We start from the raw sequence: 26451 nt of genomic DNA on the forward strand, positions 1-26451 counted from the left end.
CTTCATCTCGTCGTTCACCAGTCTTGCTCACGATGGCATCGACCATGTTGGGGATGCATTGAAGGTTTATGGCGGGCTCGAAATCCAATGATTTCTCGCTTCGAAAAACTTATGCTGCAAAGACGCTCAATCAGGGCGTTTCTGGATGATCCTGTTGACCGTCGAACGCTGGAGAAAATTTGCACCGCGGCACGACGTGCGCCAAGTGGTGCAAACCTGCAGCCCGGAAAGTTTCATGTGCTGACAGGAACAAACTTGGATGCGCTCAAAACACAGCTAACGCTGGCACACACCAGCGGCCAAGAGATCGATCTGGAATATTCCTACTTTCCTGAACCTATGCCTGCCGCGCTTAAGGATCGCCAACGGGCGGCAGGGTACGCACTATATGGTGCCCAAGGGATAGAACGGCGAGACGTGAAGGGCCGTAGAGAGCAATTTGCGCAGAACTACCTTTTCTTCAACGCCCCTGTTGGGGTGGTCGTCACCATTGACCGCAACATGGGCAAGGGCTGTTTCATGGATATGGGAATGGCTGTCATGACGTTTCTCCTTGCCGCTGAAGATGCGGGGCTTGGTGCTACCGGAATTGGTGCCATCGCAAACTATGGAGCTGTCGTGCACCGAGAGCTGGTCTTGCCGGAAGACGAGATGATTGTTTGTGGAATTGCGCTTGGACTTCCCGACATAGCCGCACCGATCAACCAGTTTTGGACGGATCGAGCCGAGCTTGCCGAATATTCAAATTTTTATGGCTTCAACACTTTGGAGGAGGAAGAACCGTGACGAATAGAGCCGAAGCGACCGCCACCGTTCTCATTGAGAATGAACAGGTGCGGGTCACACGATATGAGTTTGAACCCGGCCAAGAAACAGGATGGCACCGTCATCTCATGGACTACACAGTCACGGCCATTACAGAATGCACCATGCTCATCGAAACAGACGATGGGCCACAGAACGCAAGTACAGAGCAAGGCGATAGCTATTTTCGCAAAGCGGGTGTGCGGCACAATGTTGTCAACGATGGGAAGGCCAAAATGGTCTTTGTCGAGCTTGAGTTGAAGCAAGGCGCATGATCACGACCGACAATATCTACAGGGTTTTCCCAAACTCCCTTCAAAGCCTCGATCAGCTAGAAGCTGAGTTTCCGTCCCGAGAGCTTGATGATGATGCCGCAGTCACACGCGTGACCGGCAGTCCAAACTCTCAGGACCTGTACTCAATTATGCAGGTATTGGGCCGCGAGCGCGTCATGGAGCGGATTTCAATATTCGAGGCATTGAGCATTGAGCAGTTAGGCGGTCGAAAATGACCAACCTTGGCGAATTCATCTTACACGACGACTTCGAGGTGCTTACCCCACTGACGCCAGAATTAGGCGCACTTATTACAGGTTTGCGAGAAAAGATGACGATCTGGGTAAGCCAGACAGCTCAGAGGTCGATTGCCATCGAGGTAGCGTCGCGACAATGGCTGATCTGTGAAACATCAGGATCAACGGGAACCCCTAAAGCTATCCGCAGAAGCCCGTCATCTTGGAATAAGTCCTTTGATATCACCCGCAGTCATTTTGGCATCAAAACGACCGACATCTATGCAACTTTTGGATCTTTAGGCCATTCGCTGACGCTTTATGCAGCGGTTGAAGCAATGAGCATCGGGGCGTCCCTCTGCTGTTTGTCTAATGTTGGCCCAGCTCGGCAAGCAAGTTTGATTGATGACCACAAAGTTTCTGTCATTTACGCGACCCCCACACAGCTAAAGTTGCTGTTGAAGGGCGCAAAAACCAACCAAACAACTGGTTTTAATACCGTCACCCACGTCTTTTGCGGAGGGGGAGAGTTAACTGGATCACTGCGAAGCGAATTGAACACGTTTTTCTCAAACGCGATCACTTATGAGTTCTATGGGGCAAGTGAGACCAGTTTCATCACCATTTCTGACCTCAATACCCCTTCAGGGTCGGTCGGGAGACCATATCCCGGCGTAGATGTTAGAATTGGCGACGGTCAGGCAACCGTTCCATTCGAAGTTGGGAAAATTTGGGTTCGAAGCCCGTTTCTGTTCGATGCATATGAGGTCGGTGAAAGCCAAGACACGCGCCGGATTGGCAGTTATTTGACCGTGGGAGAGATGGGATATTTTGACGACGACGGCAGACTGTTTGTCCTAGGACGAAAAAACCGAATGATCACCGTCGCAGACAACAATGTATTCTTGGACGAGATTGAACGAACGATAGGGACCATCTTCGGTATTGATCACTGCGCCGTCATTGCTAAGAAGGATGATCGACGCGGACATGTCCCCGTGTGTTTTATCCAATCAGGCGACACGTCGATTGACAAGGAGGCAATCGTAAGTCGATGCCGGTTGGGACTCGGTTCACACTCAGTACCTCGTGAGGTGCATTTTGTGACCGAGATGCCGCTTCTTTTGTCGGGAAAACTAGACTACTTGGCACTTCACAATCGGTTGGGTGTTTAGCCGTGTCGGCGTCGGTCCTCTTAGCAGCGCGCCGCAGCGCGGTTGTACCACGTGGAGGCGCATTGTCTCGCCTGTCGCTTGAAGAATTGGCAAAACCAGTTCTGGAGCAAGCTATCGAAGATGCCCAGATTAGAATGGAACAGGTCGATGAGGTCATCCTTGCCAACGCCCTTGGTGGGGGAGGGAACCCGGCACGTATTGTCGCGTTGAACGTGGGGTTATCTGAATCCGTCGCCGGTCTCACAATTGATCGACAATGCTCAGGAGGTCTTGATGCGATTACGCTCGCTGATGCCTTAATCAGATCGGGAAGCCATCAGGTGGTCATCGCTGGTGGAGTAGAGAGTTATTCGCGAAGGCCTTTGCGGTACCGGACGTTTTATGGTGATCGGGTGGCAGAACAATACGATCAGGCTCAGTTCACGCCTTGGCCCGACCGAGATCCTGATATGGCGGTTGCAGCCGACCACCTTGCTTCCAAATATGGGATATCCAAAGCCGAACAAGATGCTTGGGCAATAGAGAGTCATCGAAAAGCAATAGCTTCACAATCAACCCACTCTACTGCTCGGATCGTAGAAGTCGCAGGAGTGACTAAAGATGCATTCCCGCGAAATCTTAGCATGGCGCTGTGCAATCGAGCATCGTCTGTAAGCGGGAGTATTTCGGTCGCGAACATGGCTGTCGCTGCAGATTGCGCCGCGGTAGTTGTCATGACTTCGGCAGACTTCGCCGAACAACATGGCCTACAAGGTCTGAAATTTATTTCTGGTATCAGCGTTGGCGCACAGCCAGACATGCCGGGTGAAGCCCCCATAATGGCTATAAAAACACTGCTTAAGCGAACTGGAATCGCGGCAGAGGACCTCAGCCATATAGAGATAATGGAGGCTTTCGCAGTACAGGCGTTGGTTTGCCAGCAAGGCGCACAGTTGCCACTGAACTTGGTCAACTTAGAGGGGGGATCTCTAGCTCGGGGGCATCCCATTGGCGCTTCGGGAGCCATTTTGGCTGTGAACATCTTTGATGAACTAACACAAAGACCAGGTTTCGGACTTGCGGCAATTGCTGCTGCTGGTGGAATTGGTAGCGCCGCTCTATTTGGTGCACTATCAGAGAAAAATCGGTTGAGGCGGGCACGGTGAGAAATTAGCGTCTTGGGATGACAAAACGCAGCCCTTTTTGCTCCTTCAAGACGAGCCCCGAGATCATCCGTCTGGCCGTGATGATGTATGTCCGTTTCCCGTTGTCGCTTCGGAACGTGGAGGATCTGTTGCACGAACGTGGCATCGACATCAGCTATGAGACGGGTTTGGTTTTGGTGGAACAGATTTGGCCCGCTGTTTGCCTCCCTGATCTTGCAGAGACTGGTTCGAATTTGCCTGACACCAACATGCCAGGTAATCTGGTCAAAAGCGGTATCCATGCAATGGGATTTCCAGAATAGGAGCGCGGCAAATGAACGAGGATGCAAAAGACACGGATCGTGATGGTCTCAAACCGCGGAAAGCTTATTGGTCTGGTGATCTTGAACAGACCCTGACGGAACCCGAACTCGATCATGTATTGGATTATTTTGGTGCGTTGAAAACCGCCAAAGACCCAGAACTGCGCTCCTCGATTAAAGTGCAGTTTCAGGTCTTTATGGTTATGGTCTTGGATGAGGGATTTCGTGAGGAAGAAGGCGTCCTCCAAAAGGCACCAAAGCCGTCAACTATTATTAAGCGAGAAATGAAGCAGGTAGAGAAAGCCTGCGCAAAGCTTGACGCGCAGCTTGCAGGACTGGATCCAATGACCAAAAGCTGGCTTGACCAATATCTGAATAAATTCGCTAAGAAGGACGATAACAACGCACGCGTTGGCTTGCGTGAACTCGAGAAGCAGATCCAGCAGCCAATTGAAACACTGATTTTTGCAGCACACTCTGCAGAAGGACTGGCTACGTCGGGCCCGAACTATATGGCATTGAGGATCATGGTGGAAAGGTTGGCGGACTGTTGGGAGATCTACCACGGCAAGCCGCCAATAAATCACAACGGACGAGATCGGCAATATGATCCATTTTTGGAACTTTGTAGAAAAATGGCGAGTATCGCAGACGCCAAGATCGAAGCAAAAGGCGTGCGGCTCAGTAGTCTTAACCTCTCTGGTATAGTTGGTAAAGTTCTCAAAAAACGTCACTCCCAACCCAAAGAATAATCGCGGGAGAAGTAATCCACGATAATGATGATTACTTCTCCGTCGCCAGGGGTGGTAGCTAAATTCCATAGTCGGTGTGTAAAAGCATAAAGGCTATGAAAATGAAAAAACTGACTATTTCTTATCGTCCATTATCTGAGGTGGCGGTTAATCCGCGCAACGCTCGGACGCATGACAAGCGCCAGCTCAAGCAGATCAAAGATAGCATCGAGGCATTCGGATTTGCAAATCCGTTGCTGGTCGACGAGGCTGGTGTGCTGATCGCCGGTCACGGACGGTTGTCGGCAGCCAAATCTTTGGGGCTTGAAACGGTTCCAATCATTGTGCTCGAGCATCTAGCGGAAACCCAGAAACGTGCACTCATGTTGGCTGACAATAAGATCGCACTTAATGCCAGCTGGGACATGGACCTGCTTGCAAATGAATTGGTGGATTTGTCGTCGATGGATCTAGAGTTTGACATGGAGCTGACCGGGTTTGAGGTCGCCGATATCGACATCATTATCGGGGATGCACAGGTTCGCGGGGCAGAAGAAGTTGAGACTGCACCTGTTCCTAACGAAGACATGCCGGTTGTGACTCGACGTGGCGACCTGTGGCTCCTTGGAAAGCACCGGATCTTCTGCGGTGATGCGCGCAGTGCGGACGACTTCGTGGCGCTCGTCGGTGATGGCAAGGCGGCAATGGTTTTTACCGACCCACCCTACAATGTCCCAATCGTTGGGCATGTGTCCGGCAAGGGCAAGGCCTGCCACCGCGAATTCCATGAGGCAAGTGGAGAAATGACCCGGTCTGGTTTTGCCGCCTTTCTGGATGAGGTTCTTGCTAACACCGCCCATTCTTGCCGCGATGGTGCCATTTCGTTTGTCTGTATGGACTGGCGCCACATGGGCGAGTTGCTCGAGGCGGGGCAGCGGGCATTCGATGCATATCTCAACTTATGCGTTTGGGCGAAAACCAATGGTGGGATGGGATCGCTTTATAGGTCGCAGCATGAGCTTGTTTTTGTCTTCCGTAAGGGCAAAGCGCAGCACCGCAACAATGTGCAGCTTGGCCGCTTTGGACGCAACCGCACGAATGTCTGGACTTACGCGGGTGTTAACACCTTTCGAGAAGGTCGGATGGAAGAACTTTCAGCCCACCCAACGGCAAAGCCAGTCGCCATGGTCAAAGACGCTATTCTTGATGTGACCAAACGCGGCGAGGTTGTGCTTGATCCTTTCCTGGGCGGTGGGGCGACGTTGATCGCAGCTGAACAGTCCGGGCGGCACTGTCAGAAGAAAACTTGTTGAGGCGGGCAGGGTGAGGAATTAGCTTCTGTGGATGACAAAACGCAGCCCTTTTCGCTACTTCAAGACGAGCCCCGAGATCATCCGTCTGGCCGTGATGATGTATGTCCGTTTCCCGTTATCGCTTCGGAACGTGGAGAATCTGTTGCACGAACGCGGCATCGACATCAGCTATGAGACGGTTCGATTTTGGTGGAACAGATTTGGCCCGCTGTTTGCCGCTGAGATCCGCAAGAAAAGGGTCAGTCAGATGCGCGCATATTCAAATTGGCAGGGGCACTTGGATGAGGGGTTCGTGAAGATCAACGGCGAAACGCACTACCTTTGGCGGGCTGTGGATCACGAAGGGGAAGTCCTGGAAAGCTTTGTCACTAAGCGCCGTGATCGCAAAGCAGCCTTCAAATTCCTCAGGAAAACCATGAAACGCTATGGTAGCGCAGATGTCTTCGTTACCGACAAGCTACGTTCCTACGGCGCGGCGATGAAGGTGATCGGCAATATGGACAAACAGGAGACTGGCCGCTGGCTCAACAATCGAGCCGAGAATTCACACCAGCCATTTAGACGAAGAGAGCGAGCCATGCTTCGATTTAGGCGGATACGAAGTTTGCAGAAATTCGTATCCGTCCACGCTTCTGTTCACAACCATTTCAACCAAGAGCGCCATCTCTACAACAGATCAAATTTCAAGCTGAACCGCGCCGCTGCTCTTACCGAGTGGCGTGGTCTTGGCGTAGCCTAACGGATTGAGGTCCCTGGAAAAATGAGACTGGTTCGCTTTTGTCTGACAGCACCGGTCAGCACGATAAATATAAAGGCCTTGTGACTTAAGGTGCCCGTCAGGACCTCCGGTTTCGTCCCAAGCTATCTTTGACATTTTCTTATGATGGGGAAGGGTTACGCACCTGATTCCCACAAGCCCTTTTGAAAGGGGTAAATCGTCAGGCTGATCAAACTGGGTCGCTGGATTGCTCTCTGAAAATGGATCAATGGGGGCGAGCAGTCGACCATTTAGGAATAGCTTTAGTCGTGGACGCTTACCTTCCATGAAGCGATGAAAAACAAGTCGTAGATGTTGTTCTGCTTGTGAAAGTGCTGCATTGATTGTACGTGCACGATCCGCTGCGCTATTCTGGTATCCACCATCGAGGCGATCCAACTTTCGCCAGATTACCGCGGTAACGCTCGCTCCGTTCATACCTTCAATCGCTGGATGCGTGAAGGCGTCCTGAAGTGAGATTCGCCATGCGTTGGACTTCGCTACCTCATCTAAATCCCAAGTAGCGCAGACACTTTCATTCTCGAACCGTGAATAGACGGAAAGCATACGAGCTTGAGCAAAACTGGCACTTTTCAACCCAAGACCAAAGCGCCCTAAGTCGTCTTCGAGGCGCTCCTCCTTGGGGTTTCTAGACCCGGGGCGCATTGCGTCTACAAGAGCGTGTTCTGACATGCCAATGCCGTCATCAACAACGGCGATCCACGGATGCTCGCCTGTAGTGTTTGCAAGTATATCGACCCTTTGAGCGCGCGCAGTTATTGAATTATCCACGATATCAGCGAGGGACGTTTCAAGGCTGTACCCAAAATCTCTTAGACCTTCGATCAACGAGGACGCAAATGGTGTGGCGTCGGCATGCCGCAAAAATTGGCTCAAACAAAAAATCACCTTAAATTTGGAGTTTGATTTAACCAACCTAACTCAGCTGATTATTAACGTATTCACTGTATATTAATAAACAAGAGACAAGTTTCGGCATCTCTTCAAATAATTTTCATTACCGACGTAAGGCGGGCAGCCAGTTGGCCTGACATCGCATTGGTTGAAATCCCACGCGTTCTCACCCATGTGGAACGCGCAAAGGGATATGTTCAAGGCGCTCTGATAAGTGACGATGATGACTCTAAGCCATTGCTTACAGTCAAACAAAATCACCATCCTCAAACGCCAAACTGCTACCGTCGAAAGGCGGTTCCCAGACTTTTGGCAGATTCTGCCAGAATGGCCGCTATATTGCAGTATGGGGTATTCTGACACCTCGGAATATCCTGAAAACACGACGCTAATATAGTTATTATCCATTGTTAACAATATGTTAGGAGTGCTGGCTGAGGTGGTAGGATTCGAATTTACGGTACATCTTTTGATGCAAGAACAATAAACGTTTATTGTCAGTGACTTAATATAAAGCCTTCCAAAGTTTGGTCATGTGCCTTCGCCCTCTACCAGCCATTCGTTCAGCTTGGACCAGCGCTGCCGACCCGATACGTTCTTTACAGCGATGGCGACGGCCTTGCGCTGGCCGACGAGGACCACCAGCCGTTTACCGCGGGTGATCCCTGTGTAGAGCAGGTTACGTTGCAGCATGACGTAATGCTGAGTCAGCACAGGGATAACGACGGCAGGGTACTCAGAGCCCTGGCTTTTGTGAATCGTCGCGGCATAAGCGAGAACCAGTGTATCGAGTTCACCGAACAGGTAACTCACCGCGCGGCCATCAAAACTGGCAGTTAGTTCGCCTTCGTTGACATCGACGGATTCAACATAACCGATGTCCCCATTGTAGACTTCTTTGTCATAGTCGTTCTCGATTTGCATGACCTTGTCACCGGGCGCGAAGGTCGAGCCGAAACGCTCAACCTTGTTTTCTCCCGGGGTGTTCAAGGCAGCCTGGAGTTCGATGTTGAGTGAACGCGCACCGACGCCGCTTCGGTTCATCGGGCAGAGGACTTGGATGTCGCGAATGGGGTCAAGGCCGAAGCGTTTGGGAATGCGCGACTGTACGAGGGTAATAATGCGGCTCACGGCTTGCTCAGGATCCTCGGCGGGTACGAAGTAGAAATCTGTTTCGCTGTCTGGCGTGCTGAGGTCTGGTGTCTTGCCCTTGTTGATCAAGTGGGCATTGGTAATGATCCGGCTTTTGGCGGCCTGCCTGAACACTTCTGTCAGGCGCACGATTGGAATTGCATTTGATCCAATAATATCAGCCAGCACTTGCCCCGGCCCGACTGAGGGCAATTGATCAATGTCACCGACGATCAGGACAGCAGCGTGATCTGGAACAGCCCTGAGGAGGGACTGCATCAACGAGACATCAACCATCGAGCTTTCATCAATCACTAGAAGATCGCATTCGAGCGGGTTTTCTTCGTTTCGTTTAAAACCAAAGGAATTAGGGTCGATCTCCAAAAGGCGGTGGATGGTTTTGGCCTCCATCCCGGTTGCTTCTTTCATTCGTTTTGCTGCCCGCCCGGTCGGGGCGCACAGCAACAGTGTCACTGCTTTGGCAGCCAGGATTTGCAGGATCGAATTGACGATGGTGGTTTTGCCGACACCAGGGCCACCAGTGATCACCGTGACCTTTGAGCAAAGTGCAAGCCGAATGGCCTCCACCTGACTCTCAGCGAGAGCCAAACCAGTTTTCTTTTCTACCCAAGGCAGCGCCTTATCGGCATCTATTTTTGGCCAAGGCAAAGAACCTGAGATCAAAGCACGGAACCGGCCTGCGATGCCCTTCTCCGCGTGATATAGCCCGCTCAAAAACACACAAGGCGTATCGGAAACCGTGTCAGCTGTTACCGTTCCATCAGTTATTTCAAACTCAATCGCTGTATGTATCAGCTCATCTGGAACATCGAGCAGCTTGATCGCTAGTGGTATCAGTTCTTGTCGCGGCAAGCCACAATGCCCGTTGCCCATGGCCTCGGTGAGGGCATACGAAATGCCTGCCCGCACCCGGATCATGGCAGTTTTCTCGATCCCAAGCTTTTCGGCGATCATGTCCGCCGTCCGGAACCCGATGCCGCGAATGTCACGTGCCAGTTGATAAGGGTTCTCACTCATAACCTGTACCGCGTCGGTACCGTAGGTTTTAAAGATGCGCACGGCGCGAGCGGTGCCAACGCTATGCTCATGCAGAAAGACCATTATCTCGCGGATCACTTTCTGATCAGCCCAGGCCGAGGTAATCTTGTCGGCCCGCTTCGGCCCAATACCCTCGACCTCCCGTAACCGCTCGGGTTCGGCCTCGATCAGATCAAATACGTCCTTGCCGAATTTCTTGACCATGCGCTTGGCGTAGACAGGCCCGATACCGCGGATCATGCCGGAGCCAAGATACTTCTCGATCCCCTCCAGCGATGATGGTGCGGATGTCCTGAGAAACCTGGCCTTGAACTGTAGGCCATGATCGCGGTCATTTATCCAATCACCGGAAGCCGTGACCCATTCCCCGGCCGAAATCATTGCTGCGTGCCCTATGGTCGTGACCAGGTCTCGGTGGCCACGAGCCTTTAGGCGCAGCACGCAAAAGCCACTCTCAAGACTGTGGAAGGTTACGCGCTCAACCAGACCGGCGAGAACTTCCTGCTTTGAATTTTCGGCTGATTGTTTCATTCAATTTCATTTGGACTGAAATACTCAGTTTTAGCAACAATGGCCGATAGTTAAGCTAGGGATCGGATCGTTTATGCCTCAATGATTACATCAGGATCGAACGATCGATCGATCTTTTGATAAAGCTTGATATTGTTCAGCGTCTTTGGCGAGACTTGGGCATTTCCGCTGGACTTCGAAGACGACCAGAGCGGTACTGTCATTGCGACCCACCCGCTTGGGTGTGCCAGTTTCTCCACCCGGATTTCCGGGCTGCGCTCAGTAGCAGGACCATTTCGGTTCCATGCGTTCTGAACAGGAGAAAACTCATGACACAGCAACCAAAACCAGGCACTTCAAGTGGCATTTCACCCGTGGCTGGAAAAATCAAACGGGAGGCGCGGTGCGGTGGCACGACCAAGAAAGCCCAGTTGATCCAGATGTTGAGTCGAAAGGCGGGGGGAGATGTTGCCGCCATCAGCGAAAAGTTTGGCTGGTTGCCACATACGACACGGGCGGCACTGACAGGCCTGCGCAAGGCTGGCTATGAGATTACTTCGCTTAAAGCTGGAAATGGGAAGCCTCTGCGATACCATATCATGCCCGCGCCCAAACTCACCGCCAAGACGGATGTGGTTTGATGGCGAGTGATGCTGTCATCGCGTCGCGATGGGTGGAGCTGGAGGACATGGATCGCTCCACCCTCCGGGTCACTTGGGGGGCGGCCTTTGGGGAAGCACCGCCGCACTTTCTATCAATGATCTTTATGCGCAAGGCGCTGATCTGGGATGCTCAGTGCCGCAGGTCAGCGGGGCTTCCAGCGGATCTTAAACGTGCCTTAAAGGCTGCGGCAGGTGGCAAGCGTGTACGAGGACCTGCGCCAGCGATCCGCGCTGGGACGCAGCTTGTTCGAGAATGGAACGGTCGCAGGTATCAGGTCGATGTTGGTGACGACGGATACATAATGAATGGTGAGCGGTTTAAGTCGCTCTCGGCCATTGCCCTGCACATTACCGGAACAAGTTGGTCGGGACCTCGGTTCTTCGGTCTTGTAAAAGCTGCCGGGAGCCTGGCATGAAGAAGATCCGCTGCGCCATTTATACCCGTAAGTCCTCTGAGGATGGTCTGGAGCAAGAGTTCAACTCGCTGGATGCGCAGCGCGAGGCCTGTGCGTCCTACGTCGCCAGCCAGAAACATGAGGGCTGGGTGTTGTTGCCAACGGCCTACGACGATGGAGGCCTATCAGGCGGATCGCTGGAGCGCGCCGCGCTTCAACGCCTGATGCAGGACATGCGGGACGGGTATGTGGACCAGATCATCGTCTACAAGATCGACCGGCTGACGCGGTCACTGGCGGACTTCTCGAAGATCGTTGATGTGCTGGACGCAGCAGGGGCGTCCTTTGTGTCAGTGACCCAGTCGTTCAACACAGCGACCAGCATGGGGCGGCTGACCTTGAACATGCTGCTGAGCTTTGCGCAGTTTGAACGTGAAGTGACGGCAGAGCGTATCAGGGACAAGATTGCGGCCTCCAAACGAAAGGGGCTGTGGATGGGTGGCAATGTGCCCTTGGGCTATGAGCCTGATGGAAGAACGCTAAAAATCAGTGAGGCAGACGCTCCTACAATCCGAACAATCTACGACCTCTACAAAAGGCACCGCAACGTTCGGATCGTCAAAACCGAAGCTGACAAGCGCGGTCTGAAGACGGCCATCCGCACATTATCGTCCGGTCGGCTGAAAGGTGGAACAGCGTTCGGCTTCGGACATGTCCATCATATCCTGAGCAACCCGATCTACGCAGGCCGTATCCGACACAAGACGAAGGTCTGGCCTGGCCAACACCCGGCTCTCATTGATCCCACTGATTGGGATGCGTTGCAGGAACAGCTAAAGGTAGGTGCTGTCAGGTCGCGCTCGCAAGCAGGCAGTCCCCGTGATGGTCAGAAAAAGCAGGTGTCGCTGCTGGCTGGAAAGTTGTTTGATGAAACTGGTGATCGGCTGACGCCCAGCCATACCAAGACAGGAAAGGGTCGCAGGCTTCGCTACTATGTATCGCATCGTCTGATCCGCAGCTCTGGTCCGAAAGATCCAAGTGGATGGCGGTTGCCAGCGCCTGAACTTGAGACTCTTGTCGCCGATCTGGTCAAAAAGCATCTGAGTGTTCCTGCTGTGCAAGCCAATCTTGTCAGCCTTGCGACAACTGAAGAGATCGCACTGATCGCAAAGCAGATGACGGAATTGGGCAAAGACGATGGCAACACTGATGAGCGGGCAAACTGGATCCTTCTCTCTTTAATTGAACGCGTTCAAATCGGGCCAGGGAATATCCAAGTCTCAATTGCCGCGGCAGCGATCGCTGAACATCTGACAGTCGGCCTGAAGCGGATCTCAGAAGACCATCTGAATCTCCAGACTGACGTCCGCCACCGCAAGCGTGGCGTTGAGACCAAACTCATTCTAGCTGATGCAACGGGACCGCGCGATGAAACGCTGTTTAAAAATATTGCGTTGGCGCATCGATACTTTGACATGATCCGAGCTGGCAAAACCTATACGGAAATTGCCGAAGCGGAGGGTGCCTCGAAACGACGCGTTCAGCATCTTGTTGAACTGGCGTTTTTGGCTCCTGACATTATTCGAGATGTTTGGGACGGGGGACAGCCAGTTGGTCTTACATCTCATTGGCTGAAATCCCACGCGTTCTCACCAATGTGGAACGAGCAGCGGGACCTGTTCAGGGTACTCTGAATGGTCGAGCAGACGCGCCTAAGCGACTGCAAACAAACAATTTACCTTACCAACACATTCCGCCAAACTGCTACCGTCGAAAAGCGGTTTCCAGACTTTCGGTAGATTCTGCCGGTATGTGCGCTAATCTTCAGTCTGGGGTATTTAGGCACCTCGAAATGGTCCCGAATGGTGGCGCTAATTTGCATTATTATACATTGTTATCAATATGTTGGGAATGCTGGCTGGGGTGGTAGGATTCGAACCTACGGTACACGCTACCAAAAAGCGTTGCCTTACCACTTGGCTACACCCCATCAGCGTCGTGGAGATACGCAAATCCCAACAAGTGATCAACCCTGAAAAGGGATAATTTTGCTATTCCTTGGCGGCATCATTGCGCAACAGGTCTTCGCCGATCCCGATCTCGCGCTCGGTGTCGATCATGCGTTCAAGTGAGCCTTCGGCTTGGGCGATGACGGTGGCGATTTTCACATCGTCTCGTGGCCTGGCGGGGTGCAGGGATTTCGGCTCTACGGCGTTTGGCTGATTGCCCAAACTGGTGCCTTCTATCGTGTAAGTGACGTTTGGGAACGTCACGCCGGACGCCAAGATCGCGCGTTTGACACGGCGCAACGTCTCGCTACGGGCCAACGTCATCGAGGTTTCAGTCTGGTCTATCCAACCTACGACCACAACTTCCATCCCCGCATTGTTAATGTCGCCAAGCCACGCATATGCGGGGGTAGGCATTCGTCACGAACGGCAGGTTCTGCACGGTTGTGACGGCAAGTTCACGGGCTATGCCCAGATCAGCAGTGCTGTCGATTGTCATTGTGAACATGAAGTGGCGTTCGCGATTTTGGCTGAAATTGATGATGTGCGACTTGAAGACGGTCGAGTTGGGAATACGGATGTGATTGCCATCAAAGCTCAGCAGAATTGTGGCGCGTCTGGTCAGACGGATGACTTTGCCTTGATCGCCATTGATTTCGACCACGTCGTTGGGATGGAACGCTTGGTGGATGCACAGCATCACGGACGCGATGACATTTTTGACTGTATCGCGGACGGCAAAAGCAATGGCCAAACCGATCAGACCTGCCGCACCAAGGATCGTTGATAACAGGGCCGTGGCGTTTATAATATCAAGCGCGATGAAGATGGCCGCTATTACGAAAACGATCATCACCAAAGTGCGAAACAGATCAGCGATGACAGCGTTGGGTGCCATACGATTCCACGGATTGCGCAATCGGGACACCAGTCTGCCGATCCATGTGATGATCAAAAAGACTGTCAGCGCGATCAGCGCCAGGGGCAACTAGATCACCAATTGTTCCATTCGGTTCATGACGCCCTCAACGCGCGTCACCAGAGCGTCGAGGTCTTGCGCTTCGATCTGCGGGCGTTCCACGCAAGGTCACAACACCGTCTGAAACCGTCACAGTGACGTCTTCGTAATTGCCCAATTCCGCAAGGATCTTACGGATGCGCACCGCAATGCTTGCGTCTTGTTCGCCGGTTTGATTGTTTGAGACGGTTCCTGTCGGAGCTTCTTGCGCCACTGCGGGCAGGGTTGGAAGCAAAAGGAAAATAAAAGTCAGGAGCCGAAGAATATGCGCAATAGATCGCCGTTTTAAATAGATAAAGTAATCTTAGGCGGAACATGAGGGCGACGCTAGTGGCGACCCAGCTTAAAGGCTGATCGCCAAAAAACGGCCCACCTTAAAGACGAATAGGGTCAGCCTTTGCGACTAAGTCGAGCGCCATCAGCGTTTTGAGGACTCCGTCCATGTCGCGCAGCGCAATCATGTTGGGTCCGTCTGACGGCGCATTGTCAGGGTTTTCGTGGGTTTCCAAGAACACCGCACCGATGCCAACGGCCACAGCAGCTCGGGCCAGAACGGGCGCGAATTCACGCTGTCCACCGCTTGAACCGCCAAGGCCGCCAGGTTGGGCGACGGCGTGCGTTGCGTCCATCACCACCGGGTATCCGGTTTTCATCATTTCAGGCAAAGAGCGCATGTCCGTCACCAGAGCGTTATAGCCAAACGAGACGCCGCGTTCGGTCAATAGGATGCGGGTGTTGCCCGTGGATTCAACTTTGGAAACGACATTGGCCATGTCCCACGGCGCAAGGAATTGACCCTTTTTGATGTTTACCGCGGCACCTGTTTCGCCGGCCGCTAACAACAGATCAGTCTGGCGACAGAGGAACGCGGGAATTTGCAGGATATCAACGACCTCAGCCACTGGGGCGCATTGATTGGCGGTGTGGATGTCGGTCAGTACTGGGCAGCCAAATTCAGCTTTGATTGCGGCGTGGATTGCCAGGCCTTCGTCTATGCCCAGCCCACGCCTGCCCGAAAGCGACGTGCGATTGGCCTTGTCATAACTGCCTTTGAACACAAACTGCGCACCGTGGGCGTCACAGACCTTCGCCATCTGTTCTGCAATCATACGGGCATGGGCCAAGGATTCTAGTTGGCACGGACCTGCGATAACCGTCAAAGGGCGATCGTTGGAGGCCGTGATCGACCCAATTTGTACGTCTTTCATCAAGAGCTTACCTGTTCGCGAAGGATGGATACTGTGAGCGAAATCATCAGATAGACGCCTGAGAAGATAAGGAACGCCAAGACTGTGTTTTCAAACGCTTTTGGATAGCTCGCCGTGTCTGGCGCGATGGGGGGCACCGAAATAGTCAAATAAAGGCTCTGTCGCGTTGCTTCAATCCGTGCGGTGTCCATCTGCATAAGCGTGGCCTGAACATTGGTGACCTGAAAGACATAGTTTTCTTCGGCCTGCCGCAGGCGGGCGTTGTTGGAAACAAGCGATCCACCGTTGCCGCCAGACAATTCACCGCGCATCAGCGCGATTTGATCTTCAAGACGCCCGATCTCAGACTCCCCAGCGTTCACGGACGCTTCGTTCGGGCGGCGGTTTTCCAAAAGACTGGCAAGGTTCAGGCGTTCATCGTCAAGCCGAATTTCAAGCGTCGTGATCCGCTGTTGTAGGGCGGCGGATTGGGCGAGGGGGTCGGTTTGTTGCACTTCTTCTTGGATGCGCACAAGTTCGTCGAGAGCGGCGACGCGACGGGTTTCTGCGGTTGCATAGGTTTCTTGGGCACCGGCCATCTGATCTTGGCGGACTCTTTGCGTTTGTAGGTTGATCTGTTCCTCTGCGTAACTGATCAACGCTTCGGAAAACTCTTGGCTTTTCGCAGGGTCAGCTGCGATAACCTCCATTTTCAGGAAACCTTCGGTCGGGTCGTAGCCAATCTGAATATGGTTTAGAAACACGTTATAAGCATCGTCGCGGCTGGCATCGGAGGCCAATCTCTGGATCGAATCGATGTCAGGGTCCGAGAAATGTTCGGTAAATCCATGCTCGGCGTCGAGGCGGATAAAGGCCTCAAGTGATGTCATGTAGGATTGCACCGTTGTGCTGTCGGTTTGGGTTGCTAGGCCGGTTCCTTGGAACAGGCTCCCCAAACCACCTCCGCCGGAGCTTTCGGCCTGTTTGATAACCATCTGGGAGTGCGTGCCATACATCGGCGTCGCTATGACGTAGAAATAATAACCCGCCGCAATTGTAGGCAAGAACACAAACATCGCTAGACGCCCCATAAGCGCGGCGATGTTTCTACGGCGTCGTCTGGCGATGTCTTTCTGAATGCGGCGAATTTCACCTGCGCGACGATCGGCTGTGTTGTCATCTGCACCAACCTTTGTGGACGGCAGTGTCTGCTTGCGTTGCACGGTTTGCGGCAGTTGCACTTTCGCCTGCTCAGGTGACATTTTGGCGGTTGCGGCCTGCATTTGACCGGCGGCTAATTTTGTTTGACCATCATTCGGCGTGACCAAGTCAAGAACATTGGCGCGCTGGAACGGGTCCACACCCTGCTTGCGCAACTTGCGTACTGCATCGAAATCAGACGTCACCGCGAGGCCATTTTTCTGGGCGACACGTCGTGCCATGCGCAACTGGCGGCCTGTCAGACCTTCTTGGCGGATCGCATCGATGTCGTTCTCGGAAGACACGGTGGCGGGGCTGTCCACAGCGCCTGATACGGCACTTGGCATCGCTATGGCCGCACCATGAGAAGAGGGCTGCCCAGATGTTGGAGCCGGGGCAGCCTGTAAAGGCGTCGGACTGGGCGCAGCGGCGGCGGTGTTAGCCGTGCTCGAACTGCGTCGTATCCGGAATCTCTGTGCCTTGGGTTTCGTAGTCATAAACCTGTTTCGCTTCTTCCAAGGTGTCAAACATGACCAACTGACCGTCCTTGAGAACGGCGGCTGATCGGGCGAATCTTTCAAGCGTATCCGCTTGGTGGGAGACAATAATGACCGTCGTGTCGGCCAACCTCTCCTTGAGAACCTGTCCCGCCTTGCGGTTAAACTCCCCATCTGTCGTTTGCGGCATGCCCTCATCAATGAGGTAGATGTCAAAATCAAGGCTGAGCATCAATGAAAATGTGAAACGCGCCCGCATGCCTTGGGAATAGGTGCCCACAGGCATGTCAAAGTATTCGTCGATGCAGGCCATCCAACGGCAGAATGCCTCAACGTAATCAGGATCGAGACCGTAAAGTCGTGCGATAAAGCGGCTGTTTTCACGTGCCGTGTGGCGGTTCACGACCCCGCCCATAAAGCCCAATGGAAATGAGACGCGGCAGGCGCGGTTCACTTGGCCTTCGTCGGGCTTTTCAAGTCCTGCCATCATATTGATGATTGTGGTCTTGCCCGTGCCGTTCGGGGCCAGAATGCCTAGAGAACTACCCAGTTCCACGCGAAAACTAGCGCGATCAAGGATAACCTTGCGCTGGGTTCCTGTCCAAAAGGACTTACTAACGTTCACAAATTCAAGCATTGAAAGTCTTCACTACCTCGGGTCGGGCTTTTTTAAACCTTTGTCTTAAGTGACAGATCACCTCATCATTGTCTCCAATAAGAAGACAATCTGGCTTTAATATGTCGGTGGACCGCATCTTTTTACAACGTAACTGTCAGGAAGCTGATCTGAGTTGAGAGGGTTTCATTAGGCTTTGCTGGTCTGCGGGGACAGTTGGTATAGTTTAATAGCATGACATTGCACCTCCAAATCAGCGGATGCACGCTGTGTGCGGACCGTTTCGCCGCCACGCACACCGCCCATTCGCCGCGCCCGATCGTCTGGTTTGAGCCAACAACGCGGTTGTTGGTCGCAGGGCAGGCACCGGGGATGAAAGCATACAAAAGCGGTCGTCCCTTCACAGACCCGTCAGGGGATCGTTTGCGCGACTGGCTGGGCCTCGACGATACGACATTCTATGACCAGAGTCGTGTCGCGATTGTGCCGATGGCATTTTGTTTCCTTGGATATGACGCCAAAGGGTCGGACCTGCCGCCACCCAAGATTTGTGGCCAAACATGGCATGACCGGGTGATGGCAGACCTTCCCGACGTGCGGCTTCGCGTTTTGGTCGGGGCGTCCGCGCACCGCTATCATCTGGGTGTGAAAACTGGCGTCACCGAAACGGTTTCAGACTGCCGGATGCACGCGCCCGACACCTTTGTCTTGCCTCATCCGTCGTGGCGCAATACCGAATGGCTAAAGAAAAATCCGTGGTTCGGGGAAGAAGTTCTGCCCGCGCTGCGGGCCCGTGTGAAAGAGGTTTTGAATGACTGAACTGATAGAGACTGCCCTGACTGAGATAGGCACGACTGAAATTGATCGGGCCCACGCGGCCATGGTCGCTGATGAGGCCGATGATCTGGCGCGATTGCGGTTCTACGAACGGTTGGCCGAGTCTGAGTTGTTCATGCTGCTTGAGGCAGAGGTCGAGGGAGACCAGATTTCACCGGCGATGTTTGAGGCGGAGGATCAACAGTTCGTTTTGATATTTGACCGCGAGGCGCGGATGTCGGAATTTTATGGAAAAGCGATCGCACCTTACGCGGCGCTGTCGGGTCGTGGCATGGCGCAGATGCTTGAAGGTCAGCGGATTGGGATGGCTCTGAACATGGGCGTGGCCCCGTCTGCGATGTTGGTTCCAGCCGAGGCCGTGGATTGGCTGGCGCAGACATTAGGGTCCGACGCGCAAGAGGTCGATGGCCAGATTACGGAACTGACGGCCCCGACTGGACTGCCGGAGGTTTTGCTGGAAGCCCTTGATCGAAAGCTCGCCACGGCCGCAGGATTGGCGGTTGAGGCATATCTGTGTGGTGTCATCTACGAGGGTGGCGGGCGCGGTCATATGTTGGCGTTTGTCGGCACGATTGAAGGTGCGCAAGGCGCGCTGACGGCTGCGATAAATGAGGCGCTGGTGTTTTCTGGCATAGAGGCAGGCATGTTAGACGTCACGCATCTGGCAGGGGGTGATCCGGTGTCTGAACGGGTCGCAAAAGTCGGGCTGCGGTTCGATCTACCAACGCCGCAGATGCCCGGAACATCAAATGGCCAGCCGGGTGCAAATCCCGGTATGGACCCGAGTAAGCCACCCCAGCTGCATTGAGTGCGCGTGACGCGACTGAGGGGCAGATTTTTGTTGAAAACCCGCAAGAAAGGTGGGGCGCTGCCCCGTCCTCTGGACTCCCCGGGATATTTTTCAAGACAAAGACAGGGTGGGATTTAGTAGCCTTTGCTACGGTCCACGAGGTGCAGGAAGGACAAGCCGTCTTCGCCGCGCCGGATGTTCTCGGCAATGCAGAGTGACGCCGTGCTTGCCCGCGTGGTGGACGCGATATGGGGGGTGACTGTTACTTTAGGGTGTCCCCAAAACGGGTGGTTTTTTGGTAAGGGTTCGGTTCGAAAAACATCCAGCGTGGCGTGGGCGATATTGAGATCAAGCGCTGTGAGCAGCGCGTCGTCGTCAATCAGCGGGCCGCGACCGGGGTTGATTATGAAGGCCCCGTCAGCGAGGAGTGCGAGAGTCTTATGGTTCAGGATATTGGTTGTCGCATCCGTAAGCGGCAACAAAAGCACAATGATTTCGGCATCGGCCAAGGCATCACGCAATCCGTCAGTGCCGGACTGGCAGGTGACGTCTGCGATGTCTTTTTGTGACCGGCTCCAGCCCGTGACAGGGAAGCCCAAGCCTGTGAGCATTTTGGCGCAAGCGGCGCCAAGTGCGCCAAGTCCAAGGATCGTCACAGGGCGATTGTGCGCTAACGGCGGGTAGGCAGCGCGCCAGATGCCGTCTTGTCCATGGATGTGATGATCCAAGCCAAGGTGATGGCGCATCGTGTGCCCGACCACCCATTCCACCATGCCGTCCGTCAGGCCAGGGTCAACCATGCGTGCAAGTGGTTGGGTCAGAGTCTTGTTTGGCGCGATATCTTCAACGCCTGCCCAAAGGTTCAGTACGGCCTTACAACGGGTGAACGGCGCGAAATTCTGTATCGGACCATTCGGGGCGGCGATGATATAATCGACGGTTTCAGGCGCGTGGTCGCGCGACACATCAACGGTCAAGCCCTGCGCGGCAAACGCAGGCGGCAGAGCGGCGGTGTATTCAGGCCAAGCGGCATCACCTGCGGAAAACAATGCGCGGAGTGGTGAGGTTTTATTCATCGGGGTTTATGAACGTGGGCGGACTGCACCAGCCCGAACGCCGCCATCAGGACCAGCATCGCCGATCCACCGTAGCTCACAAGCGGCAGTGGCACGCCGACAACAGGGGCTAGACCCATGACCATTGCCATGTTTACCGCAAAGAATAAAAAGAACGTCACTACGACACCCATCGTCACAAGGGACGCGAAGCGATCTTTATTTGTCACAGCGGACTGCACACAAAAGATGAGGATCAGCGTGTAGAGGATCAGTAGGCCGAAGGCGCCGATAAAGCCAAACTCTTCTGCCAAAGTTGTGAAGATGAAGTCAGTGTGTTTTTCGGGTAGAAAATTCAGACGGCTTTGTGTGCCTTGCATGAACCCGCGCCCCGTCCAGCCGCCCGACCCCAATGCGATCTTGGCTTGGGTGATGTGATAGCCAGCACCTAGGGGGTCTTGGGTTGGGTCGATGAACGTATCAATGCGCCGGTATTGGTAGTCTTTGAGCATCTGCCAGCCAGTGCCGCGCGTTTGAAACACAGCCGTCACGAGGCCCAGAGCGCCAGCAATCACACTTGCGAAATAGGCCCAATGAACACCCGCCAAGAACATAACTGCGCCACCACCTGATACCAACAGAATCGACGTGCCGAGATCGGGTTGGCTCAGCACCAGATAAGCGGGTGCTGCGATAAACAGTAGGGGAACGATGATCCATTGTGGCTTGCTGACTTTGTTCAGGGGCAACCAATCGTAATAGGCGGCCAGCAGCATAACAAGTGTGATCTTCATCAGCTCGGAGGGTTGTAAATCCATAGGGCCGAGGTCGAGCCACCGCTGCGAACCGTTGCGTTCAACGCCGATGAATTCTACCAGCACCAGTAATGCCAAGGCCAATGAATACCCAACGACGGCCATATTGCGCCAAAACCAGATGGGTACCATCGCCATGCCCAGCATCACTACAACGCCGAGGCCGAACCGTTGAATTTGTGGGTTCACCCAAGGGTCCATCGACCCGCCAGCGACAGAATAAAGCATCAAAAAGCCAAAACTGGACACTGCCGTTACCAAAAAGACCACAGGCCAATTTACGAACAAAAGCTTGCGAAAGCCGACGGGGACAAATTTGAGCTGATATTCCAGATAGCTCATCAGGCTTCGTCCGTGTCGTGGCCGGGCTGGATGACGCGGATCAGCGCGTTCAGGCGGCGTTGCTGGTCGGCAATTTGACCGCGCGCGGCAGCGGGGTAGGCGGACAGAGGTGGTGTGCCTTCGTACAGCGCCTGCAGCATGACATCGCGGGCAATTGGTGCTGCAGCGGTAGACCCACCACCGCCGTGTTCGACGACGACTGCGACTGCATATTTGGGGTTATCAGCTGGGGCGAACGCAACAAAAAGCGCGTGGTCACGCCGGTTCCACGGCAAGTCTGCATTGCTGGTGACGCCGGCGGCGCGTTCGGCTAGAGATATCCGACGCACTTGGCTGGTGCCGGTTTTGCCCGCTATGCGGAATTCTTCGGTGGCGATGCGGGTGCGATAACCAGTGCCGCGCGGATGGTTGGACACGTCATACATCGCACTGCGTATGCGGCGCAGGTTATTTTCGTTTAGGCCGAGGCTTTCGCCAGCGCCGGACGGTTCATCCACCCCGTCAATTGATCGTACAAGGCGTGGCTTCACGGCGCGGCCCGTTGCGATGCGGGCGGTCATCACGGCCAGTTGCAGCGGCGACGTGGCCACGTAGCCCTGTCCGATCGACGCGTTCACCGTGTCACCGACCCGCCAATCTTCGCCGCGCGTTTCGCGTTTCCATGCTTTGTCAGGCATAATGCCAGAACGGATTGCGGACATGGGCAAGTCGTGGCGTTCACCAAGCCCGAGCTTGCGCCCCATTGCAGCAATTTTATCGATTCCAACGCGCTGGCAGATGTCGTAATAATACACGTCGCAGGATTGTTTCAGGCTTTCATTCAGGTTCATGTTTCCATGCCCTGAACGTTTCCAGCAGTGGAACCGCACATCAGACACATCCGCATGCCCGACGCAGCGCACTGTTTCATCCGGACCAATGGCCCCGTCCTCAAGTGCTGCAAGAGCGGTTACCATTTTGAATGTTGATCCAGGCGGATAAGTGCCCTGCACGGTTTTGGCCGCCAATGGGCGACGGTGCAGGCTAGTTACGATGTCACGCTCATTCAGGTCATCCCACAGGGCGACGGAAATGCCCTGAACGAAGACGTTGGGATCAAAAGTTGGGGCAGACCCGATGCCTTTGATGTCGCCATTGGTAACGTCAATCACAATTGCGGCGGCAGACTGGCCGTCCAGTCGCGCCTGAATGTAGTTTTGCAGCCGTGCATCGACGGTCAATTGCACATCAGCCCCTGGCGTGCCTTCCACGCGATCCAGTTCGCGCATTACACGACCCGCAGCATTCACCTCGACCCGTTTGGTGCCAGCGGAACCGCGCAAGTCACGTTCGAGCCTGTTTTCCACCATCGTCTTACCGATCTGGAAACGGGGAATTTGCAATAAAGGATCGCGGTCTTCGATCCGGCTAAGATCATAATCGCTGACGGGGCCGACGTAGCCAACCACATGCGCCATGTCTATGCCCTGTGGGTAGATACGGCTGCGGCCCAGTTCGGCGACGACACCGGGCAGGGCGGGGGAATTGACTCTCACGCGGGAAATGTCCTGCCATGACACGCGTTGAGCGACGGTCACAGGCACAAACGGACTTCGAGCACCCAATTCTTCGCGCGCCTTTTCCAGCCGTTCGGGATCGAGCACGACAAGACGGTTCAACCGCGCTAGAATTTCATCCACATCGCCCGCGCCTTCGCGGGTTATCGTGATTGTGTAGTGCTGTTCGTTGTCTGCCAGCACGACGCCATTAATGTCGTATATCAACCCGCGTGCGGGGGGGATTAGGCCGATGTTTATGCGGTTTTCTTCGGCCAACATGCGAAACTCATCAGCCTGATTAACCTGCATCGATGCCATGCGTGCGCCCAAGGCTGTGATGAGACCAAGCTGCGCAACACCAAGCAGAAGTGCGCGTCTCGAAAAGCGGTGGGCGCATTCTTCGACTTCTTTGGGGCCACGTTTCATAGTTGGTACTGCACTTTCACATTCGATGCCCAAGGGCGTCCACTTCACCCGGCGCTGGGCGGCTTACGCCAAACAAGGCATAGGACACGAAAACAACAACTGGATAGGTGATCAATGTAAGCCCCAACTGCAGTATTGTCAGCCCCAGTGGGCCTTGTGGGACTAAAACCATCGATAATGTGAACCGATAGGCGATGGAGATGACCAATATACCGACCGCCACAGTCATCCATTCCAACCAGAACGGCAAAGTCCGCATCGATCGCGACCGCCCGCGCAGGATTTCGGTCAGGATCAATACAAGCGCAGTCCACAATCCGGGCGGTCGTTGAAACAGCAGATCCGCCAGAAAAAATAGCGCTGCGATTACCCAGACAGGAGCAAATGACGGGCGCCTTATCACCCATGTCACAGCTAGCAAAATCAAAAAATTGGGCGCGATCCAGCGCACGGGATCAAAGAATTCTTCGACTTCGAAATCAGTGGCTGGCGTCGCCCCGCGCGGTTCAATCGGCACAAGTGAACTGCTGCCTAAGCTTGGCGGAACAGTTTCGAGCGGGATGAGGTGCGAAAAAATGATGAACAAGCCAAGAAACACGAACGTCAATCGACCAATCCATCTGCGGCGATTAAGGGTGTTGTCAGCCATCACCGCCGCCCTCCAAAAATTCAGCCTCGGTTTCCGGGTCAGCCTCAATCGGTAAAACAGGGGCGTTGAGGGGCGCCAAAAGTGACCCTGCATCATTGATCCGGGCGGTTGGCTGACTGCGCAAGACGCGCAGGAATTCGATGCGTTCAAGATCAGCCGAAAGGCGTGCCCGCGGCCGCCCATCCGTGCCCCGCGCGAGCTGCCCAACTAAAAGATCGGCGGGGAAAACGCCGCCATCGCCAGATGTGACAACGCGGTCGCCCGGTTTCACCTGGTCAGGGTCTTCGATGAATTGCAGCAGTGGATTGATGGTATTGTCGCCCGACAGAATGGCCCGCTGGCCCGATGGTTGGATAGTGACGGGAATTTGGCTGGACGTATCCGTGACAAGGATCACGCGGGACGTTTCATTGCCGACGCCAGAAATACGACCGACCAACCCGATGCCGTCCATTGCGGGCCAGCCGTCCAGAATACCATCTCGCGCGCCGACGTTCAGTAGCACGGACTGGCGAAACGGTGACCCTGAATCCGCTTGCACAACGCCTGTGATCCGAGTCAGTTGTGGGTCGAGTTGCACATTGATCAGATCGCGAAGCCGCGCGTTTTCTTGATCTAGCTGAATGGCTGCCTCGCGCCAGCTTTTCATGTCCTGCAGTTCGCGGCGTAGATCTGAATTCTGCTGCGCAAGCCGTTGGTAAGACTGGAAATCAGACAGCAGGTTTATGACGCCCGTGACGGGTGCCATCGCCCAATCAAAATTTGGCACGACCGCATCAATGACCATCATTCGGAACCGTTCGACACGCGGATTGTCGATACGCCAAATCAGGAACGTGGCAAACATGGACAACACCAGAATACCGACCAACAGACGCCGGACAGGGCTGACGAAATCTTCGGTTTGCTGTCTGTCCCGTGCCACAGGGGTGGCCCCCCTAAGAATAAAAAGTGCTTAGCTGTCGTAGTCGATGACGTGGCGCAATTGGTGTTCGTATTCCAATGCCTTACCCGTGCCCATGGCCACACAATTTAGGCTTTCATCGGCCACAGAAACTGCCAGGCCCGTTTGCTCACGCAGCGCAAGATCGAGTTCACCAAGCAACGCACCGCCGCCCGTCAGCATGACGCCGCGATCAACGATATCCGCAGCCAAATCTGGCGGTGTCGCCTCAAGCGCTGTCATCACCGCTTCGCAAATCTGCTGCACAGGTTCAGCGAGGGCTTCTGCGACTTGCGCTTGGCTAATCTCGGTTTCTTTCGGCACACCATTTAGCAAATCGCGCCCACGGATCATCATCGACTGGCCACGACCGTCGTCGGGCATGCGTGCTGTTCCGATGGATGTTTTGATGCGTTCAGCTGTGGCTTCACCAATCAGCAGATTATGCTGGCGGCGCAGGTAGGAAATGATCGCTTCGTCCATGCGATCGCCACCGACGCGCACGGATCGCGCGTAAACTATGTCGCCAAGGGACAGCACGGCGACTTCTGTGGTGCCGCCACCAATGTCCACAACCATGTTACCGGTAGGATCAGTGATTGGCATGCCCGCGCCAATGGCAGCGGCAATTGGTTCAGCGATCAAACCTGCGCGTCGCGCGCCAGCAGAAAGGACCGACTGGCGAATGGCGCGTTTTTCAACCGGTGTCGCGCCGTGCGGTACGCAGACAATAATCTTCGGCTTTGAGAATGTTGAGCGTTTGTGAACCTTGCGGATGAAGTGCTTGATCATCTCTTCGGCGGTGTCAAAGTCGGCAATCACGCCTTCGCGCATCGGGCGGATTGCCTGAATCGACCCGGGCGTGCGGCCCAACATCAATTTCGCGTCTTCGCCGACAGCCAACACTTTGCGAACGCCGTCTTTCATATGGTAGGCAACAACCGAAGGTTCAGACAAAACAATACCCTTGCCCTTCACATAGACCAGCGTGTTCGCTGTCCCGAGGTCGATCGCCATATCAGACGAGAAAAGATTGCCTAAGCCAAACATTGCGGTGCCGTTCCCTTAGATTATGCGTCCGCGACTCCCCAATGGGTGCGAACGTCAGCGATATATAGG

At 54.2% G+C, this 26451-nt stretch carries 28 protein-coding genes, 1 tRNA gene and 1 pseudogene; 14 read left to right on the forward strand and 16 right to left on the reverse strand.

The features are described 5' to 3' along the window. The first annotated feature begins 111 nt into the window (after window positions 1-111). From OAN307_RS03995 to OAN307_RS04035, 9 genes and pseudogenes are all read left to right on the forward strand, one after another. Window positions 112-786, forward strand: coding sequence for a nitroreductase (locus OAN307_RS03995; protein WP_015498562.1), 675 nt, complete (start codon window positions 112-114; stop codon window positions 784-786). Then, window positions 783-1079 (forward strand): cupin domain-containing protein, encoded by a 297-nt coding sequence (locus OAN307_RS04000; protein ID WP_015497141.1) that lies wholly within the window; start codon window positions 783-785, stop codon window positions 1077-1079. The genes OAN307_RS03995 and OAN307_RS04000 overlap by 4 nt, the downstream gene beginning before the upstream one ends. Next, window positions 1076-1315: a hypothetical protein gene (locus tag OAN307_RS04005; protein ID WP_015498563.1), complete on the forward strand. Its 240-nt coding sequence runs from the start codon at window positions 1076-1078 to the stop codon at window positions 1313-1315. Before OAN307_RS04000 ends, OAN307_RS04005 begins: the two co-directional genes overlap by 4 nt. Beyond that, a complete protein-coding gene (locus OAN307_RS04010; RefSeq protein ID WP_015498564.1) occupies window positions 1312-2490 on the forward strand; it encodes an AMP-binding protein in 1179 nt (392 codons plus the stop codon). The genes OAN307_RS04005 and OAN307_RS04010 overlap by 4 nt, the downstream gene beginning before the upstream one ends. A gap of 2 nt (window positions 2491-2492) precedes the next feature. After that, window positions 2493-3635: a thiolase family protein gene (locus OAN307_RS04015; protein WP_015498565.1), complete on the forward strand. Its 1143-nt coding sequence runs from the start codon at window positions 2493-2495 to the stop codon at window positions 3633-3635. Window positions 3636-3652: 17 nt separating this feature from the next. Further along, window positions 3653-3866, forward strand: a pseudogene (locus tag OAN307_RS04020) (IS6 family transposase); the annotation flags it as partial. 82 nt (window positions 3867-3948) lie between these two features. Next, the gene (locus OAN307_RS04025; RefSeq protein WP_015498566.1) at window positions 3949-4689 is read left to right on the forward strand and encodes a hypothetical protein; all 741 of its coding nucleotides are present in this window, start codon (window positions 3949-3951) and stop codon (window positions 4687-4689) included. Between the two features lie 101 nt (window positions 4690-4790). Further along, window positions 4791-5981 (forward strand): site-specific DNA-methyltransferase, encoded by a 1191-nt coding sequence (locus tag OAN307_RS04030; protein WP_015498567.1) that lies wholly within the window; start codon window positions 4791-4793, stop codon window positions 5979-5981. A 31-nt stretch (window positions 5982-6012) separates the two neighbouring features. Then, a complete protein-coding gene (locus OAN307_RS04035; protein ID WP_015498568.1) occupies window positions 6013-6720 on the forward strand; it encodes an IS6 family transposase in 708 nt (235 codons plus the stop codon). Here OAN307_RS04035 and OAN307_RS04040 read toward each other — a convergent pair. The 3 genes from OAN307_RS04040 to OAN307_RS30640 all read right to left on the reverse strand — a co-directional run bounded on the left by OAN307_RS04040 (window position 6658) and on the right by OAN307_RS30640 (window position 10577). Continuing rightward, window positions 6658-7674 carry an ATP-binding protein gene (locus OAN307_RS04040; RefSeq protein WP_083902908.1) on the reverse strand — a complete coding sequence of 339 codons (1017 nt, stop codon included), beginning with the start codon at window positions 7672-7674 and terminating at the stop codon, window positions 6658-6660. The genes OAN307_RS04035 and OAN307_RS04040 overlap by 63 nt on opposite strands. Window positions 7675-8184: 510 nt before the next feature. Next, window positions 8185-10374: an SF1B family DNA helicase RecD2 gene (gene recD2 / locus OAN307_RS04045; RefSeq protein ID WP_015498571.1), complete on the reverse strand. Its 2190-nt coding sequence runs from the start codon at window positions 10372-10374 to the stop codon at window positions 8185-8187. 71 nt (window positions 10375-10445) lie between these two features. Next, complete coding sequence (locus OAN307_RS30640) at window positions 10446-10577, reverse strand: hypothetical protein (protein WP_275450635.1); 132 nt, start codon at window positions 10575-10577, stop codon at window positions 10446-10448. A 105-nt stretch (window positions 10578-10682) separates the two neighbouring features. On the opposite strand from OAN307_RS30640, the gene OAN307_RS04050 reads away from it, so the two are divergent. Genes OAN307_RS04050 through OAN307_RS04060 form a run of 3 tightly spaced genes read left to right on the forward strand, consistent with a single transcriptional unit; the run spans window position 10683 to window position 13104 of the window. Next, window positions 10683-10994 (forward strand): DUF3489 domain-containing protein, encoded by a 312-nt coding sequence (locus OAN307_RS04050; protein WP_015498572.1) that lies wholly within the window; start codon window positions 10683-10685, stop codon window positions 10992-10994. Beyond that, window positions 10994-11431: a DUF2924 domain-containing protein gene (locus OAN307_RS04055; RefSeq protein WP_015498573.1), complete on the forward strand. Its 438-nt coding sequence runs from the start codon at window positions 10994-10996 to the stop codon at window positions 11429-11431. Before OAN307_RS04050 ends, OAN307_RS04055 begins: the two co-directional genes overlap by 1 nt. Continuing rightward, window positions 11428-13104, forward strand: coding sequence for a recombinase family protein (locus OAN307_RS04060; RefSeq protein ID WP_015498574.1), 1677 nt, complete (start codon window positions 11428-11430; stop codon window positions 13102-13104). Before OAN307_RS04055 ends, OAN307_RS04060 begins: the two co-directional genes overlap by 4 nt. Before the next feature lie 221 nt (window positions 13105-13325). Here the strand turns inward: OAN307_RS04060 and OAN307_RS04065 are convergent. The 7 genes from OAN307_RS04065 to OAN307_RS04085 all read right to left on the reverse strand — a co-directional run bounded on the left by OAN307_RS04065 (window position 13326) and on the right by OAN307_RS04085 (window position 17958). Continuing rightward, window positions 13326-13400: transfer RNA gene (locus OAN307_RS04065), tRNA-Gln, on the reverse strand. Window positions 13401-13461: 61 nt separating this feature from the next. Continuing rightward, complete coding sequence (locus OAN307_RS30880) at window positions 13462-13836, reverse strand: hypothetical protein (RefSeq protein ID WP_333783194.1); 375 nt, start codon at window positions 13834-13836, stop codon at window positions 13462-13464. Continuing rightward, window positions 13799-14407 (reverse strand): mechanosensitive ion channel family protein, encoded by a 609-nt coding sequence (locus OAN307_RS30885; RefSeq protein WP_333783195.1) that lies wholly within the window; start codon window positions 14405-14407, stop codon window positions 13799-13801. Before OAN307_RS30885 ends, OAN307_RS30880 begins: the two co-directional genes overlap by 38 nt. A 37-nt stretch (window positions 14408-14444) precedes the next feature. Then, window positions 14445-14651, reverse strand: coding sequence for a BON domain-containing protein (locus OAN307_RS30890; RefSeq protein ID WP_333783196.1), 207 nt, complete (start codon window positions 14649-14651; stop codon window positions 14445-14447). Between the two features lie 160 nt (window positions 14652-14811). Beyond that, the gene (kdsA, locus tag OAN307_RS04075; RefSeq protein ID WP_015498575.1) at window positions 14812-15645 is read right to left on the reverse strand and encodes a 3-deoxy-8-phosphooctulonate synthase; all 834 of its coding nucleotides are present in this window, start codon (window positions 15643-15645) and stop codon (window positions 14812-14814) included. After that, window positions 15645-17321: a polysaccharide export protein gene (locus OAN307_RS04080; RefSeq protein WP_015498576.1), complete on the reverse strand. Its 1677-nt coding sequence runs from the start codon at window positions 17319-17321 to the stop codon at window positions 15645-15647. Before OAN307_RS04080 ends, kdsA begins: the two co-directional genes overlap by 1 nt. Then, window positions 17263-17958, reverse strand: a complete 696-nt coding sequence (locus OAN307_RS04085) for an ABC transporter ATP-binding protein (RefSeq protein ID WP_015498577.1) — start codon at window positions 17956-17958, stop codon at window positions 17263-17265. Before OAN307_RS04085 ends, OAN307_RS04080 begins: the two co-directional genes overlap by 59 nt. A gap of 213 nt (window positions 17959-18171) precedes the next feature. Between OAN307_RS04085 and OAN307_RS04090 the strand changes: the two genes are divergently transcribed. Continuing rightward, on the forward strand, window positions 18172-18756 hold the full coding sequence (locus OAN307_RS04090) for a uracil-DNA glycosylase family protein (protein WP_015498578.1): 585 nt from the start codon (window positions 18172-18174) through the stop codon (window positions 18754-18756). Beyond that, a complete protein-coding gene (locus OAN307_RS04095; protein ID WP_015498579.1) occupies window positions 18749-19582 on the forward strand; it encodes an SseB family protein in 834 nt (277 codons plus the stop codon). Before OAN307_RS04090 ends, OAN307_RS04095 begins: the two co-directional genes overlap by 8 nt. A gap of 116 nt (window positions 19583-19698) precedes the next feature. Here OAN307_RS04095 and OAN307_RS04100 read toward each other — a convergent pair whose 3' ends face one another. From OAN307_RS04100 to OAN307_RS04125, 6 genes are read right to left on the reverse strand one after another with little or no spacing between them, the layout of a single operon-like run. Then, window positions 19699-20640: a 2-hydroxyacid dehydrogenase gene (locus tag OAN307_RS04100; RefSeq protein WP_015498580.1), complete on the reverse strand. Its 942-nt coding sequence runs from the start codon at window positions 20638-20640 to the stop codon at window positions 19699-19701. Further along, entirely contained in the window at window positions 20637-21776 is a 1140-nt protein-coding gene (gene rodA / locus OAN307_RS04105; RefSeq protein WP_015498581.1) for a rod shape-determining protein RodA, read from the reverse strand. Before rodA ends, OAN307_RS04100 begins: the two co-directional genes overlap by 4 nt. Next, window positions 21776-23740, reverse strand: a complete 1965-nt coding sequence (mrdA, locus tag OAN307_RS04110; protein WP_015498582.1) for a penicillin-binding protein 2 — start codon at window positions 23738-23740, stop codon at window positions 21776-21778. Before mrdA ends, rodA begins: the two co-directional genes overlap by 1 nt. A 16-nt stretch (window positions 23741-23756) precedes the next feature. Beyond that, entirely contained in the window at window positions 23757-24389 is a 633-nt protein-coding gene (locus tag OAN307_RS04115; protein WP_015498583.1) for a hypothetical protein, read from the reverse strand. Continuing rightward, window positions 24382-25314, reverse strand: coding sequence for a rod shape-determining protein MreC (gene mreC, locus OAN307_RS04120; RefSeq protein WP_044043181.1), 933 nt, complete (start codon window positions 25312-25314; stop codon window positions 24382-24384). The genes OAN307_RS04115 and mreC overlap by 8 nt, the downstream gene beginning before the upstream one ends. Before the next feature lie 30 nt (window positions 25315-25344). Next, a complete protein-coding gene (locus OAN307_RS04125) occupies window positions 25345-26382 on the reverse strand; it encodes a rod shape-determining protein (RefSeq protein ID WP_015494292.1) in 1038 nt (345 codons plus the stop codon). Window positions 26383-26451: the final 69 nt, after the last annotated feature.

The sequence above is a fragment of the Octadecabacter antarcticus 307 genome, from assembly GCF_000155675.2.
In the GTDB taxonomy this organism is placed as follows: Bacteria; Pseudomonadota; Alphaproteobacteria; order Rhodobacterales; family Rhodobacteraceae; genus Octadecabacter; species Octadecabacter antarcticus.

Bases quoted from the DNA above. Each gene is read 5' to 3' on its own strand.
- OAN307_RS03995 (WP_015498562.1), top strand. From the start codon at position 112: ATGCTGCAAAGACGCTCAATCAGGGCGTTTCTGGATGATCCTGTTGAC.
- OAN307_RS04005 (WP_015498563.1), top strand. From the start codon at position 1,076: ATGATCACGACCGACAATATCTACAGGGTTTTCCCAAACTCCCTTCAA.
- OAN307_RS04010 (WP_015498564.1), top strand. From the start codon at position 1,312: ATGACCAACCTTGGCGAATTCATCTTACACGACGACTTCGAGGTGCTT.
- OAN307_RS04025 (WP_015498566.1), top strand. From the start codon at position 3,949: ATGAACGAGGATGCAAAAGACACGGATCGTGATGGTCTCAAACCGCGG.
- OAN307_RS04030 (WP_015498567.1), top strand. From the start codon at position 4,791: ATGAAAAAACTGACTATTTCTTATCGTCCATTATCTGAGGTGGCGGTT.
- OAN307_RS04035 (WP_015498568.1), top strand. From the start codon at position 6,013: ATGACAAAACGCAGCCCTTTTCGCTACTTCAAGACGAGCCCCGAGATC.
- recD2 (WP_015498571.1), bottom strand. From the start codon at position 10,374: ATGAAACAATCAGCCGAAAATTCAAAGCAGGAAGTTCTCGCCGGTCTG.
- OAN307_RS30640 (WP_275450635.1), bottom strand. From the start codon at position 10,577: ATGACAGTACCGCTCTGGTCGTCTTCGAAGTCCAGCGGAAATGCCCAA.
- OAN307_RS04050 (WP_015498572.1), top strand. From the start codon at position 10,683: ATGACACAGCAACCAAAACCAGGCACTTCAAGTGGCATTTCACCCGTG.
- OAN307_RS04055 (WP_015498573.1), top strand. From the start codon at position 10,994: ATGGCGAGTGATGCTGTCATCGCGTCGCGATGGGTGGAGCTGGAGGAC.
- OAN307_RS04060 (WP_015498574.1), top strand. From the start codon at position 11,428: ATGAAGAAGATCCGCTGCGCCATTTATACCCGTAAGTCCTCTGAGGAT.
- OAN307_RS30880 (WP_333783194.1), bottom strand. From the start codon at position 13,836: ATGCCTACCCCCGCATATGCGTGGCTTGGCGACATTAACAATGCGGGG.
- kdsA (WP_015498575.1), bottom strand. From the start codon at position 15,645: ATGAAAGACGTACAAATTGGGTCGATCACGGCCTCCAACGATCGCCCT.
- OAN307_RS04080 (WP_015498576.1), bottom strand. From the start codon at position 17,321: ATGACTACGAAACCCAAGGCACAGAGATTCCGGATACGACGCAGTTCG.
- OAN307_RS04085 (WP_015498577.1), bottom strand. From the start codon at position 17,958: ATGCTTGAATTTGTGAACGTTAGTAAGTCCTTTTGGACAGGAACCCAG.
- OAN307_RS04090 (WP_015498578.1), top strand. From the start codon at position 18,172: ATGACATTGCACCTCCAAATCAGCGGATGCACGCTGTGTGCGGACCGT.
- OAN307_RS04095 (WP_015498579.1), top strand. From the start codon at position 18,749: ATGACTGAACTGATAGAGACTGCCCTGACTGAGATAGGCACGACTGAA.
- OAN307_RS04100 (WP_015498580.1), bottom strand. From the start codon at position 20,640: ATGAATAAAACCTCACCACTCCGCGCATTGTTTTCCGCAGGTGATGCC.
- rodA (WP_015498581.1), bottom strand. From the start codon at position 21,776: ATGAGCTATCTGGAATATCAGCTCAAATTTGTCCCCGTCGGCTTTCGC.
- mrdA (WP_015498582.1), bottom strand. From the start codon at position 23,740: ATGAAACGTGGCCCCAAAGAAGTCGAAGAATGCGCCCACCGCTTTTCG.
- OAN307_RS04115 (WP_015498583.1), bottom strand. From the start codon at position 24,389: ATGGCTGACAACACCCTTAATCGCCGCAGATGGATTGGTCGATTGACG.
- OAN307_RS04125 (WP_015494292.1), bottom strand. From the start codon at position 26,382: ATGTTTGGCTTAGGCAATCTTTTCTCGTCTGATATGGCGATCGACCTC.